This window comes from Streptomyces canus (assembly GCF_030815415.1).
GTDB lineage: Bacteria > Actinomycetota > Actinomycetes > Streptomycetales > Streptomycetaceae > Streptomyces > Streptomyces canus_F.
On the sequence record NZ_JAUSWW010000001.1, the window covers coordinates 5,413,959 to 5,428,388 of the forward strand.

The window sequence follows — 14,430 nt, forward strand, 5'->3', positions numbered from 1 at the left end:
GCCCCGGCGACAATGACCCGGTGCGGTACAGAATCCTGGGCGTCACCCAGGCCGAGGACGACCACGGCACCGTCGTAACCCTCGGCGGCCCCCGCCTACGCGCCCTGCTCACCGCCCTCGCCCTCCGCCCAGGAACCGCCACCACCCCCGACACCCTGATCGCCGACATCTGGGCCGACACCCCGCCCCAGGACGCCCCGGCCGCCCTCCACGCCCTCGTAGGCCGCCTCCGCCGCACCCTCGGCAAGGACACGATCACCTCCGCCCCCGGCGGCTACCGCCTCACCGCGACCCACGACGACGTAGACCTCTTCGTCTTCGAACGGCTCACCCGCCAGGGCACCGCGGCCCTCCACCGGGACGACCCCCGAGCCGCCGCCCACGCCCTGGACGAGGCCCTCACCCTGTGGCGCGGCCCCGCCCTCGCCGACCTCCCCGACCGCACCCCCGCGACCCGCCCGGAGACCCGCCGCCTGGAAGCGCTGCGCGCCCGAGCCGACGCGGCCCTGAGACTCGGCCGAGCCCAGGACGCCGTACCGGAACTGACGGAACTGACCACCGCGCACCCGTACGACGAGCCGCTGCACGCCCTCCTCATCCGCGCCCTGCGCGACACCGGCCGCAACGCCGACGCACTCGCCGCGTACGAGTCGGCCCGCCGCACCCTGTCCGAGGGCCTCGGCGCCGACCCGGGCCCGGAACTCCGCTCCCTGCACGCCGAACTGCTCAACCCGGCACCCGCGCTCCCTCCGACACCGGCCCACCCGGGTCCCGTGAGCCCTCACACCCCGGCGCCCGCCACCCGGCGCGGCAACCTCCGTCCGCGCCTTACCTCTTTCGTGGGCCGGGAACCCGAACTCGACGCCATCCGTTCCGGATTGCACAGGGCCCGCCTCGTCACCCTCACCGGACCGGGCGGCTCCGGAAAGACCCGTCTCGCCGAGGAGGCCGCCGCCGGGCGACCCGAGGCGTGGCTCGTCGAGCTGGCGCCGCTCGACCGGCCGGAGGCGGTGCCAGGGGCGGTGGTCAGCGCGCTCGGTCTGCGGGAGACCAAGCTGATCACCACCGAGCTGACGGACCGGCAGGACGACCCGCTCGCCCTGCTCGTCGAGTACTGCGCCCCGCGCAGCCAACTCCTGATCCTTGACAACTGCGAACATGTCATCGAAGCGGCGGCCCACCTCGCCGAGACCCTGCTGACCCGCTGCCCCGGGCTCACGATCCTCGCCACCAGCCGTGAACCCCTGGGCGTCCCCGGCGAGTCCGTGCGCCCGGTCGAGCCCCTCCTCCCCGCCCAGGCGCACCGCCTCTTCACCGAGCGCGCGACGGCGGTCCGCCCCGACGCGGACGTCGTCCTCCGCGACACCGAGGCCGTCACCGAGATCTGCCGCCGCCTCGACGGGCTGCCGCTCGCCATCGAACTGGCCGCGGCAAGGCTGCGGCTGCTCACCCCCCGCCAGATCGCCGACCGCCTCGACGACCGCTTCCGCCTCCTCACCTCGGGAAGCCGCACGGTCCTGCCCCGCCAGCAGACCCTGCGCGCGGTCGTCGACTGGTCCTGGGACCTGCTCGACGAGCGGGAGCGGACGGTGCTGCGCGAGGCGTCCGTGTTCGCGGGCGGCTGGGACCTCGCCGCCGCGGAGGCCGTGTGCACCGGCCCCGCCGCCGAGCTGATCGGGGCGCTCGTCGACAAGTCCCTGATCGTCGCCGCCCCGTGCGAGCGGACCGGCGACGCCATGCGCTACCGCATGCTGGAGACGATCCACGAGTACGCGGTCGAACGCGCGGCCGAGGCTCCCCACACGCGCGCCGACGCCCTGCGCAGGCACCGAGCGTGGGTGCGCGCCCTCGTCGAGGAGGCCGAGCCCGAGCTGCGTTCCGCCGGCCAGCTCCCGTGGATCTCCCGCCTGGAGACGGAGCTGGACAACATCCGCGCGGCCCTCCACCGCGCGGTCGAGGCCGGCGACGAGGCCGAGGCCGGTGCCCTGGCCGTCGCGATGACCTGGTTCTGGTGGCTGCGGAACTACCGCAGGGAGGGCGCGGACTGGACCGGCCAGGTGCTGCGGCTGGGCGCGGCCCGCGACGCAGCCGGGGGCACGCTCCCGGCGGAGCAGGACGCGGCGTGCTCCCTGGTGACGTCCCTGGACCCCGTCGACACCTTTCTGGCCCACCCGGACAGCGAGAGGCACCACCCGCTGCACACCCTGCGGATGGACCTCCGGATGCTGCATCTCTTCCTCATGGCCGAGGTCGACCCGCCCCTGGACGGGCTGGACGAGCGGATGCACGGGTACGTGGCACGGATCCGGGACCACTTCGGGAGCGGCGGCCCCCAGGCGGCCCGCCTCCCCGGCCTCGCCTGGCCGGTGACGGTCTTCCTCCCTCCCGCCCCGAGAGAGGACGCCCGGACCGTCCTGGACAGGGCGGTCGCCAACTGCCGTGCCCACGGCGGCGACTGGGAGACCGGCGTCGTCCTGATGTTCCGCGCGCACATGGTCGTCGACTCCCCGGGCGGCATGCCCGGCATCGACGGCGACCTGGCGGAGCTGCGGGTGCTGAGCCGGCGGGTCGGCGACCGCTGGCTGCGGGCCCAGGTGTGCAGCGCCGCGGGTGAGGCGGCCATGGCGCGGGGCCGCTTCGAGGAGGCCAAGGGGGAGTACGAGGAGGCCCTGCGGCTCGCCCACGAGGTGGGGGCCCACACCGAAACGCCGTTCCTCCTCGCCCGGCTCGCCGAGATCGCCTACCGCGCGGGCGACCGTACGACGGCACTGGCCACCCTGGACGAGGCGAGCGCCGCCGCCGAACGGTACGCCGTGGCGGACTCCCGGGCGTTCGTGCTGCTCCAGCTGGCCCTGATGGCGCTGGACGACAAGGACATCGACCATGCTCGCGACCTGTACGAAGAGGCGCGCGACGCCGTCGGGCGGGCGACGCCGCCACCGCAGTTCAGGGTCATGCTGCTGTCGGTCGACGCCATGGTGTCGGCGGCCGTGTCCGGCCCCGGGACCGCTCTGCCCAAACTGGCCCAAGCGCTCCGGACGGCGGTCGAGACGCGCTGCTCCGACGCGATGAAGGCGGCGCTCGCCGACGGCACGGCGGACCTGATGTCCCGCCTCGGCGACCATTCACGCGCCGCCCGGCTGCTCGCCGCTGCCGCCCGCTGGCGCGACGGTCTCCCGCGCCCCATGCCGGAGGGCGTGGCCGCGGAACGGGCCGAGGCCGAGGCCCGCGCGGCCCTCGGTGACGAACGCTACACGGCGGAGTGCGCCAAGGGCTCGGCGCTCACCCCGAACGACGTGCTCGGCGAAGTCGACGAGGCCCTGCGCACACACTCCGCGGACACGGCGGCGTCATGAGGCGAAGCCCCGAGCATCCGCCCGGCACCAGGAGCCCGCCCGGCGCTACGCACACCTGAACTTCGACTCCGCCCAGTCCGCGAGCGCCAGGTCGTCGAAGGAGCTGTGCGGCTCCACCACCACCAGCCGAACGGTCTCGCGTCCGGCGAGGTTCACATGGACCGGCACCGCCGCGTCCCCGCCCTCGACCAGCCCGGACTTCCACAGCTGGACCCCGTCCGCGTGGACGGAGTGGCAGACCTTGCCGAGCCCCAGCGCCATGTCGTCCACGCCGACCGTCGCGTCGTAGGAGGTGCACTCCCGGTTGAGGTCGATGGTGACGGAGGTCCGGCCGTGCACGGTGACGCCGTGCTCGTACTGCGTGCCGCCGACCGAGACACCCCACCGCTGCCACACCCAGCTGCTCTCGGAGATCCGCATCCCGGGCTCGCTGCCGTCGCCGTTGATGTCGTACGCCGGCTCGCTCCACTGGTAGACGGCTGGCGCGGGCGGAGGAGGCGGCGGCGGTGTGGGGGTAGGGGTGGGCTTGGGGGTCGGCTTCGGCGTCGGGGTGGGCTTCGGCGTCGGGGTGGGCTTCGGCGTCGGCTCGAGCGCGATGACCGGCGGCGCGGGCCCGGGCTCCTTCTTCGGCGGCTCGGGGATGTTCTCTGCGGGCTTGACCACCGGTGCGGTCGCGGGGGGCTGGGCCACGGGTTTGTCGTCGGCCGGCGTGTCGTTGCCGGACAGGGCGAGCGCCACCACGACACCCGCCGCGACCAGCGCACCGGCCGCGATACCGACCTTCACCGGCATGCCCACGCCCTCCGAGGCCGCCGCACCGCCCCCCGCGCCCGCGCCGCCCGACGAGCCGCCGCCCGACGAGCCGCCGCTCGCCACCGCCGCGCCCGCGACACCCGCCGCGCCCGCTCCCGTGCCACCGGTGATGAGCGCGGCGACCTTGGCGTACCCGGCGGCACCGAACCAGCCGATGACCGCGACCGGCACGACGGCGGGGATGCTGCTCGCGACCTCGGCGATCTGGCTGGCCGCGAGGCGGCACTCGGCGCACTCCTCCAGGTGTTTGCGCAACCCGCGTTCGGCACGGGTGCGCAGCCGGCCGCGGGCGTAGGTGCCGAGCTGGTCGGCGTAGCGGGCGCACTCCTCGTCGTCGGCGAGGGCGGCACTGACGTGGGCCTGGAGATAGGCCTGCTTGAGGCCCTCGCGGGCGCGGCTGGCGAGCACGCGCGTGCCGTTGGCGTCGAGCCCGAAGAGGGTGGCGACATCGCTCGGCGACTCGTCCTCGACCTCGGTGTGCCACAGCACGGCCTGCCAGCGCTCGGGCAGCGACCGGAAGGCCTGCATGGCCATGGACTGCTCGGCCACGTGCATGGCGCGCACATCGGCGCCCAGGTCCAGAGTGTCGTCGTGGGAGACGTCGGTCACGCGCGCGGACTGCGCGGCGAACACCGCGAAGTCGTCGACCAGTTGCTCCCGTTTGGCTGACTTCGTCCAGTTCGCGGCGACGCGCCGGACCGTCGTCAGGAGATACGCGCGTACGGCGTGCTCGGGGCCGGAGCCGCCGCGCACCGCCTGGAGCATACGGGCGAAGACCTCGGCGGTGAGGTCGTCCGCGGTGTGGGCGTCGCGACAGCAGGTGCGGGCGTACCCGCGGACCGCGTCCGCATGGCGTCGGTACAGCTCCTCGTAAGCGGTGTCGTCGCCCGCGCGCATCCGGCCGATCAGGTCGGCGTCACCGGGCGACAGCTCGATCGGCGGCGGCAGGACGCTGTCCTCACGGCGGTCGCGCTGGGTCGGGACGCGGCCCTCCATCGGGTTACCGCCGACCGGCGGGCGGCCCGCCCGGCCCCCCTGGCTCGGCACCTGGGGCGATGCCAGGCCACCGGCCTCCGCGTCCCCCTCGCCCTGTGACTCGTCCCGCCCGTCAACGCCCATCGCGGAAAGCCCCCGCCGCCTGCCCACCAGTCACGAACACCGGGTCAGCGTGCCATATTGGCTTTTGGTCAGGACCCGGCTGTGCGGGGCTTCCACTCGTCCGTGGGGTTTTGCCGCACCGCAGTACTAGCAGTCACCCATCCGGGGAAGGCTCGACTCTCGTGTGATGAGCGAGAGTTGGGGACACGCCGGGAAATCCGGGCATGCGAACGAGGCGCGGGCGGCGCAGCACCCACACCTCGTCGTCACCTGATCGAGGCACCGCGTCAAGCGGCCTTTACTACGGCCGCGACCGCAGCCCCTCCAGCAGGATGTCCAGCAGCCGCGCCGAGGCCGCCGCCTGCTGCGCCGCATCCGGCAGCGAGGGTGCCGCCGTCGCGATCACCAGCAGCACATCCGACACCGAGACATCGGCCCGCAGCTCACCCGCCGTCCGCGCCCGCTCCACGAGCTGGCCCACCACGTCGAGCAGCGCCGCCGCCCCGGAGTCGTCCTCGACCCCGTTCCCCGGGTTCTCCGACACCAGCCGCAGCTCGCCCGAGCCCGGCTGCGTCCGCTGCTGCGGCACCCGCGCCTCGTCGTACCCGGCACCGTCCTCGTGCTCGTCGGCCACCCCGACCCGCAGCACCTGCGGCGGCAGCAGCCGCCCGGCACCCGAGGCCACCGACGTCCGCAGGAAGCGCGACAGCGCCGACCACGGCTCGTCCTCCTGACCGAGTGCCGTACGCGCCTGGTCCGTCAGCCGGGAGGTCTCCTCCTCGGCTATCCGGCGCACCAGGACGTCCTTGCTCGGGAAGCGCCGGTACACCGTGCCGACACCGACCCGCGCGCGTCGCGCCACATCCTCCATCGGCGCGCCGTACCCCAGCTCGCCGAAGACCTCGCGCGCCGCACGCAGTACGTGCTCCAGATTGCGCTGTGCGTCCACGCGCAGCGGCGTCGAACGCGAACCGTCGCGTCCGTTCCCCACCGCCGCGCTCATCGCTCCGCCACCTGGTCCGATGGCAGACGCGGAAGACCAATGAGAGTCCTGAACATGCATAAGCGATCCCCCGGTAATGACGTCTCCCCCCGGAGACTTTCCCCGCCACTGAAAGCCGGAGCGCTATGGGGAACAAACCGCTTCACGGACCGCCCGTCGCGGATCCGATGAGTGCATCCCCCTACACCCCGTCGACACACGAACATAGTTGAGAGGGGGTCAATTCAGAAGGGGCAGGTTCCGCACGGAGCGCCCCCCGATCGGAGTACGGGTCGTATACGTCCCGATTACACCCCCTCAAGACCCCCGGCGCACACCCGCTGACCTGCAAATATTCCCCGCACGTCGCCGATTCGGCCAACCCGCTCGCGCAAAACGCGCGGTCACGCAAATTGCCGGGGCTGTGGACAAACTCAAGCGTCGGGTGCGTCATGGGGTGGTGAAGGAACGCGCGCGCATTCTCGTTGTCGGTGGCGGCTACGTCGGGATGTACACAGCCCTGCGTCTTCAGCGGAGGCTGAAACAGGAACTGAGGCGCGGCGACGTCGAGATCACGGTCGTCACCCCCGACCCGTACATGACCTATCAGCCGTTCCTTCCCGAGGCGGCCGCCGGCTCCATCTCCCCCCGCCACGTGGTCGTCCCCCTGCGCCGCGTCCTGGACCAGTGCCATGTCGTCATCGGCGAGGCCACCGCCATCGACCACGCCAAACGCACCGCGACCGTGACCACCCTCGCCACCGAGGAAGAAGGAACCGGGGCCCGGCAGCTGACGTACGACGAGCTCGTCCTCGCCCCCGGCTCGATCTCCCGCACCCTGCCCATCCCCGGCCTCGCCGACCACGCCATCGGCTTCAAGACCGTCGAGGAGGCCATCGGACTGCGCAACCACGTCATCGAGCAGATGGACATCGCCTCCTCCACCCGCGACCCCGCGATCCGCGACGCGGCCCTCACCTTCGTCTTCGTCGGTGGCGGCTACGCGGGCGTGGAGGCGCTCGGCGAACTCGAGGACATGGCCCGCTACACCGCGCGGTACTACCACAACGTCCAGCCCGAGGACATGAAGTGGATCCTCGTGGAGGCCTCCGACCGCATCCTCCCCGAGGTCGGCGAGGAGATGGGCCGCTACACCGTCACCGAACTGCGCCGCCGTAACATCGACGTACGCCTGGGCACCCGCCTCGAATCCTGCGCCGACCGCGTGGCCGTCCTCAGCGACGGCGCCCGCTTCCCGACCCGTACGGTCGTATGGACCGCCGGCGTCAAACCCCACCCGATCCTCGCCGCCGGCGACCTCCCGCTCACGGACCGAGGTCGGCTGAAATGCACCCCCCAGCTCACCGTCGAGGGCGCCACGCACGCGTGGGCGGCCGGAGACGCCGCCGCCGTCCCCGATGTGACGGCCGCCGAACCCGGCAGGGAGACCGCCCCCAACGCCCAGCACGCGGTACGCCAGGCCAAGGTCCTCGGCGACAACATCGTGCACGCGCTACGGGGCGAGGAACTGGAGACGTACTCCCACAAGTACGTCGGCTCGGTGGCCTCCCTGGGCCTCCACAAAGGTGTCGCACACGTCTACGGACGCAAGCTGAAGGGCTACCCTGCCTGGTTCATGCACCGCGTCTACCACCTCAGCAGGGTGCCCACCTTCAACCGCAAGGCCCGCGTCCTGGCCGAATGGACGCTGGCCGGGCTCTTCAAAAGGGAGATCGTCTCGCTGGGTTCCCTCGAACATCCCCGAGCGGAGTTCGAACTCGCGGCCGGTGGAAAGCCTCCTCAGGACCCCACGAACGACCCGAAAGGGTCGTCCTGACCGGACCCAGGAACTCCATCGGCAAGGTAGGCGTCTGACGGATGTCGACCCGGTCGGCCACACTGCCACACTGATCCCCGACCCAGGACGGGTGGACGCCCGCTCTCCGCACCACGAGGACCCAGGCCGGGTCCGGAGCCGGCCGAAGACGACGACACGAGGCAAGGATTCGTGAACTTCACGCGCTGGAGCGCCCGGCTCCCCGGAACACAGCGCCGCGCCGCAGCGCGGACCGACCATCCGGTCACCCCCGACCGACTCGGGGAGGGCGCCGTACCCGCTGCCCGCGCCGAACAACTCACCGACGAAGCAGTGCACGTGCCCGCCGTCGACGAACTCCCCGTGCGCGAGGTACTCGACCGCGTCCCGGCCCTCGTCGCCCTCGTCCACGGCACCGATCACCGCCTCGCCTACGTCAACGCCGCCTATGTGACGGCGTTCGGCGTACGAGACCCCGGCGCCCCCGCCCGCGAAGCCCTCCCGGAGCTCGACGAGATCGGCCTCCTCCCCCTCCTCGACCAGGTCCTGCGCAGCGGCAAGGCACGCACGGTCAAGTCCCGCAAAGCCCCCGACGGCCACTCCTACACCTTCACCTGCACCCCGGTGACGGAGGGCGACACCGGCGGCGTCCTCGTCTTCGCGACCGACGTCACCGACCACGCCGAGGCCGCGGAACGCCTCAGAGCCAGCGAACGCCGCCAGCGCGAGACGGCCGTGACCCTCCAGCGCTCCCTGCTCCCCCAGGTCCTGGAGGAACCCGACGACCTCCGCATCGCCGCCACCTACCAGCCAGGCGGCACCGAGGCCGCGGTCGGCGGCGACTGGTACGACGTCATCACCCTCGGCGGCGGCCGCACGGCCCTGGTCATCGGCGACGTCATGGGCAGAGGAGTCCGCGCGGCAGCGGTCATGGGCCAATTGCGTACGGCGGTCAGGGCGTACGCCCGCCTCGACCTCCCCCCGCACGAGATCCTCCAACTCCTGGACGGCCTCGCCGCGGAGATCGACGCCAACCAGATCGCCACATGCGTCTACGCCATCCACGACCCCAACGAGGGCCGACTGGTGTACGCCAGCGCCGGCCACCTCCCGATCCTCGTCCGCGACGAGAGCGGGGCGGTGCTGCGCGCCGACGAACCGACGGGCCCCCCGCTGGGCACCGGCGGCTGGATGCACGCGTCCGGCTCGATCCCGCTCGGCCCGGGCTCCACGGCCGTCCTCTACACGGACGGTCTGGTCGAACGCCGGGACGAAGACCTGGACGAGGGCATCGCCTCCCTGGAACGCGCCCTGTCCGGCGCGACCGGGACACCCCAGGTCGTCTGCGACCGCCTGGTCCGCTCCGCGGGCGTCACCGCGGACCACGACGACGACGTGGCGGTCCTGGTCCTCCAGCACCCCGCCCGTACGGGCCCCGACAGTGACCTCTTCCGCAACGCCGCACTGGAACTCCTCGGCGGCATGGAAGCGGCTCCACGCGCCCGTGCGTTCGCCTCCGGCGTGCTGACCAGCTGGCGGTTCCCCGCGGAGCTGCATGACCTGGGAGTGCTGGCGGCGAGCGAGCTGGTCGCCAACTCGCTTCAGCACGGGACGCCCCCGATGCGGTTGCGGCTGCGCCGGACGGACCGACGGTTGATCATCGAGGTGACCGACGGGGACGATCACCTGCCCCGGCGCCGGCGAGCCGAGCCCGGTGACGAGTCCGGTCGGGGCATTGCCATCGTGGCGACGATCGCCTCGAACTGGGGGTCTCGTCGGACGCCGGGGGGCGGGAAGGCCGTGTGGTGCGAGTTCGTGCTGCCCAAGGGGTAGAGGCACAGGGGTCGCTTGGCGGCTGCGGGTGCGTTGTGGCTGGTCCGCAGTTGCCCGTGCCCCTGAAGGGGCGCTCCGGTTACGCGGCGATGGACTCCACCGTCGCTCCACCCTTCGCCACCACGCGACTCCTGGCTCGCCAGGGGTGGTCCTGCACCGCGGTGAGCTGCCGTCCGAGCCGTAGGCCCAGGAACGTGATGCCCACCGAGAACACCAGGAACGTCACGATGTACGGCGCGTGCAGTGAGGCGCCCATCGGGCCGCCCACCGCCGGGCCCACGGCCAGGGCGAGCTGCTTGACCAGGGCGAAGGCCGAGTTGTACTGACCGGCCATCCCGCTCGGGGCGAGATCGGCGACCAGGGGAGCGACGGTCGGGGACAGCATCGCCTCGCCCAGCCCGAAGAGGGCGTACGTCGAGACGAACGCGGCCGTGGCCATGGCCTGGCTGCTGTGACCGAGACCGGCGTAACCGGCGGTGATCCACGCGACGGCCCAGATGATGCCGACCGCGGCGATCACCCTCGAGCGCCGACGCCGCTCGACGAACTTCAGCACGGCGAACTGCGCGATGACGATCATCGCGGTGTTGGCGGCCAGGGCCGACCCCAGCGCGGAGGTGGAGATCCCGGCGGCCTCGACGCCGTACGCGGCCAGGCCCGACTCGAACTGGCCGTAACAGGCGAAGAACAGCACGAAGCCCAGAACGCACAGCTGCACCATGGCCCGGTTGCCGAGGAGCTGCTTCCAGCTGCCCTTGGCCGAACCGGCGGGCGCGTCCCCGATCCGCGGCGCGCGCGGGATCCGTACGGTCGCCATCACCACGGCCAGCAGCAGGAACATCGCCGCCTCGATCGCGAAGAGCAGGGTGAAGGAGGAGGCGCTCGTCGTGTCGACGAGGTGACCGCCGATGAGACCGCCGACGCCCAGCCCGAGGTTCTGCAGGAAGAACTGCATCGCGAAGGCACGGGAGCGGGTCTCGGCGGTGGAGCAGTCCACGATCATCGTCGCGAGCGCCGGCTGCATCACGGCCTGCCCGGCGCCGAGCGCGGCCGCCGACAGCAGAACGGTGGTCGCATTGCTCGCGAGCCCCAGGCTCAGGGCACCGATCGCGGCGGTGACCAGGGCGGTGAGCAACACCGGAAGCGGGCCCTGCCGCACGATCGCCCGGCCGGCGAACGGCAGCACGATCAGCGCGGCCACCGCGAAGACGGCGAGGACGAGCCCCGCCGTCATGGCTCCCAGCCCCCGCACCTGCGCCACGTAGACGTACAGGTAGGGGACGGTGAAGCCGAGCCCGAACGCGCTGAGTGCGTTACCCACGTGAATCCGGCGCATCGCTGCGCCCATCGCCCTGGTCACGGTCACCTCAATCAGGTAGTTGGAGTCCCTCAGTACTTGAACCGAAGACTTCAAAGCTAAAGTTAGAAGCTAAACAGTACACCCAGAAGAACTTCAACACCAAGCAGCCCCGTGCGATACTTCCGCCCATGGGTGACACCCCCGGCAGCATCGGCATCGGCAGTGAGCCGACCCTCGAAGAGCAGATCGCCGCGTACCAGCGCGAGTTCCAGGACCTCGATCCCCAGGTCGAGCAGATCGTCTCGGCGCTGTCCCGGCTGAACCGCCGTATGAACGTCGCCTACGGCCGTCAGACCTCCGCCCTCGGCATCAGCAACGCGGAGTGGGAGGTGCTCAAGGCCCTCGTCCTCTCCGGCGCCCCCTACCAAATGGGCCCCAGCGACCTCGCCAAGGGACTCGGCCTGACGCCGGCCGCGATGACCCACCGCATCGACCGGATGGTCGCGGAGGGTCTGGTCACCAGGGAGCGGGACGAGTCCAACCGTGTCCGCGTGATCGTGGAGCTGACGGACGAGGGGCGCGAGAAGTGGCTGGAGGCCATGCGGCTCGCCACGGTCTTCGAGGAGGATCTCCTCCAGGACCTCTCCCCGGAGGAGCGGACCAGCCTCGGCGATGTCCTCACCCGTCTCCTGCGTCGGGTGGAGCATGCCCAGCCGGACGCCGGTGGTCGGCTCAGTGACCTGGGCTGATGTGCCACCCGAAAAGATCTTGACAGGCTTGGTTGACAGCCCCCCGTGCGATCCGTAGAGTTCTTCGGGTTGCCGCAGAGCCGTAACGGTTCTTCGACAACACCTCCCGCCGCATCAGCGGCACACAAACCACAGCACGACCTCCCAACGGGATCGAATTCGGCGTGCCCGAATTCAATTCGATTTGGGTTCGGCAGCTCGATTAGGAACTGCCGAGAGGATCCGCTAAGGTTTGAGACGTCGGAACGGCCTAACAGCCGGGAAGGCAAGCCCCTCTGACTGGGAGTCAGGCCCGAAAGGATCTGATAGAGTCGGAACCGCCGGAAAGGGAAACGCGAAAGCGGGAACCTGGAAAGCACCGAGGAAATCGGAGCCGGAAACGGTCTGATAGAGTCGGAAACGCAAGACCGAAGGGAAAAGCCCGGAGGAAAGCCCGAGAGGGTGAGTACAAAGGAAGCGTCCGTTCCTTGAGAACTCAACAGCGTGCCAAAAATCAACGCCAGATTAGTTGATACCCCGTCTCCGGCCGTCATGGTCGTAGATGAGGTTCCTTTGAAGAAAAACACAGCGAGGACGCTGTGAACCATCGGCTTATTCCGCCGGTGGTTCCGCTCTCGTGTGTGTGCACCCGATTACGGGTAAACATTCACGGAGAGTTTGATCCTGGCTCAGGACGAACGCTGGCGGCGTGCTTAACACATGCAAGTCGAACGATGAACCACTTCGGTGGGGATTAGTGGCGAACGGGTGAGTAACACGTGGGCAATCTGCCCTTCACTCTGGGACAAGCCCTGGAAACGGGGTCTAATACCGGATACCACTACCGCAGGCATCTGTGGTGGTTGAAAGCTCCGGCGGTGAAGGATGAGCCCGCGGCCTATCAGCTTGTTGGTGAGGTAATGGCTCACCAAGGCGACGACGGGTAGCCGGCCTGAGAGGGCGACCGGCCACACTGGGACTGAGACACGGCCCAGACTCCTACGGGAGGCAGCAGTGGGGAATATTGCACAATGGGCGAAAGCCTGATGCAGCGACGCCGCGTGAGGGATGACGGCCTTCGGGTTGTAAACCTCTTTCAGCAGGGAAGAAGCGAAAGTGACGGTACCTGCAGAAGAAGCGCCGGCTAACTACGTGCCAGCAGCCGCGGTAATACGTAGGGCGCAAGCGTTGTCCGGAATTATTGGGCGTAAAGAGCTCGTAGGCGGCTTGTCACGTCGGGTGTGAAAGCCCGGGGCTTAACCCCGGGTCTGCATTCGATACGGGCTAGCTAGAGTGTGGTAGGGGAGATCGGAATTCCTGGTGTAGCGGTGAAATGCGCAGATATCAGGAGGAACACCGGTGGCGAAGGCGGATCTCTGGGCCATTACTGACGCTGAGGAGCGAAAGCGTGGGGAGCGAACAGGATTAGATACCCTGGTAGTCCACGCCGTAAACGGTGGGAACTAGGTGTTGGCGACATTCCACGTCGTCGGTGCCGCAGCTAACGCATTAAGTTCCCCGCCTGGGGAGTACGGCCGCAAGGCTAAAACTCAAAGGAATTGACGGGGGCCCGCACAAGCAGCGGAGCATGTGGCTTAATTCGACGCAACGCGAAGAACCTTACCAAGGCTTGACATACGCCGGAAAGCATCAGAGATGGTGCCCCCCTTGTGGTCGGTGTACAGGTGGTGCATGGCTGTCGTCAGCTCGTGTCGTGAGATGTTGGGTTAAGTCCCGCAACGAGCGCAACCCTTGTCCTGTGTTGCCAGCATGCCCTTCGGGGTGATGGGGACTCACAGGAGACCGCCGGGGTCAACTCGGAGGAAGGTGGGGACGACGTCAAGTCATCATGCCCCTTATGTCTTGGGCTGCACACGTGCTACAATGGCAGGTACAATGAGCTGCGAAACCGTGAGGTGGAGCGAATCTCAAAAAGCCTGTCTCAGTTCGGATTGGGGTCTGCAACTCGACCCCATGAAGTCGGAGTTGCTAGTAATCGCAGATCAGCATTGCTGCGGTGAATACGTTCCCGGGCCTTGTACACACCGCCCGTCACGTCACGAAAGTCGGTAACACCCGAAGCCGGTGGCCCAACCCCTTGTGGGAGGGAGCTGTCGAAGGTGGGACTGGCGATTGGGACGAAGTCGTAACAAGGTAGCCGTACCGGAAGGTGCGGCTGGATCACCTCCTTTCTAAGGAGCATCTAGGCCGCCAAGCTTGCTTGGTGGTCCAGGGCCATTACGCAGGCAAACGTTCTGCGGTGGTTGCTCAAGGGTGGAACGTTGATTATTCGGCACACTTGATCGTCTTCTCCTTCCAGTACTGCTCGTCAGAGCGTGGAACGTTGAGGGAAGCGGGAAGTGTGTCGGGCACGCTGTTGGGTGTCTGAGGGTATGGCCGTATCGGCTGCCTTCAGTGCCGGCCCCAGTGCACTCGAACCGGATGGTTCGGGGTGATGGGTGGCTGGTCGTTGTTTGAGAACTGCACAGTGGACGCGAGCATCT

At 69.7% G+C, this 14,430-nt stretch carries 7 protein-coding genes and 1 rRNA gene; 5 read left to right on the forward strand and 3 right to left on the reverse strand.

The genetic code is table 11. The annotated features are described in order from the left end of the window. The first annotated feature begins 20 nt into the window (after positions 1–20). Positions 21–3,356, forward strand: coding sequence for an ATP-binding protein (locus QF037_RS25135; RefSeq protein WP_307028839.1), 3,336 nt, complete (start codon positions 21–23; stop codon positions 3,354–3,356). Positions 3,357–3,401: 45 nt separating this feature from the next. Here QF037_RS25135 and QF037_RS25140 read toward each other — a convergent pair whose 3' ends face one another. Together QF037_RS25140 and QF037_RS25145 are read right to left on the reverse strand one after the other, a co-directional pair. Further along, a complete protein-coding gene (locus QF037_RS25140; protein ID WP_307028841.1) occupies positions 3,402–5,288 on the reverse strand; it encodes a sigma-70 family RNA polymerase sigma factor in 1,887 nt (628 codons plus the stop codon). A 280-nt stretch (positions 5,289–5,568) separates the two neighbouring features. Then, positions 5,569–6,330 carry a TetR/AcrR family transcriptional regulator gene (locus QF037_RS25145; protein WP_307028843.1) on the reverse strand — a complete coding sequence of 254 codons (762 nt, stop codon included), beginning with the start codon at positions 6,328–6,330 and terminating at the stop codon, positions 5,569–5,571. A 376-nt stretch (positions 6,331–6,706) separates the two neighbouring features. Here QF037_RS25145 and QF037_RS25150 point away from each other — a divergent pair, with 376 nt between their 5' ends. After that, a complete protein-coding gene (locus QF037_RS25150; RefSeq protein WP_307028845.1) occupies positions 6,707–8,086 on the forward strand; it encodes an NAD(P)/FAD-dependent oxidoreductase in 1,380 nt (459 codons plus the stop codon). Positions 8,087–8,257: 171 nt separating this feature from the next. Next, positions 8,258–9,898 (forward strand): ATP-binding SpoIIE family protein phosphatase, encoded by a 1,641-nt coding sequence (locus QF037_RS25155; protein ID WP_307028847.1) that lies wholly within the window; start codon positions 8,258–8,260, stop codon positions 9,896–9,898. Positions 9,899–9,977: 79 nt separating this feature from the next. Here the strand turns inward: QF037_RS25155 and QF037_RS25160 are convergent, their stop codons facing one another. Further along, positions 9,978–11,234, reverse strand: a complete 1,257-nt coding sequence (locus QF037_RS25160) for an MFS transporter (protein ID WP_307037361.1) — start codon at positions 11,232–11,234, stop codon at positions 9,978–9,980. Between the two features lie 152 nt (positions 11,235–11,386). On the opposite strand from QF037_RS25160, the gene QF037_RS25165 reads away from it, so the two are divergent. Together QF037_RS25165 and QF037_RS25170 are read left to right on the forward strand one after the other, a co-directional pair. Next, positions 11,387–11,947, forward strand: a complete 561-nt coding sequence (locus QF037_RS25165; RefSeq protein WP_307028848.1) for a MarR family winged helix-turn-helix transcriptional regulator — start codon at positions 11,387–11,389, stop codon at positions 11,945–11,947. Positions 11,948–12,592: 645 nt separating this feature from the next. Continuing rightward, positions 12,593–14,118, forward strand: a 16S ribosomal RNA gene (locus tag QF037_RS25170). Positions 14,119–14,430: the final 312 nt, after the last annotated feature.

Coding starts and splice junctions, on each gene's coding strand:
- QF037_RS25145 (WP_307028843.1), bottom strand. CDS start 6,330: ATGCATGTTCAGGACTCTCATTGGTCTTCCGCGTCTGCCATCGGACCA.
- QF037_RS25165 (WP_307028848.1), top strand. CDS start 11,387: ATGGGTGACACCCCCGGCAGCATCGGCATCGGCAGTGAGCCGACCCTC.
- QF037_RS25160 (WP_307037361.1), bottom strand. CDS start 11,234: ATGCGCCGGATTCACGTGGGTAACGCACTCAGCGCGTTCGGGCTCGGC.
- QF037_RS25140 (WP_307028841.1), bottom strand. CDS start 5,288: ATGGGCGTTGACGGGCGGGACGAGTCACAGGGCGAGGGGGACGCGGAG.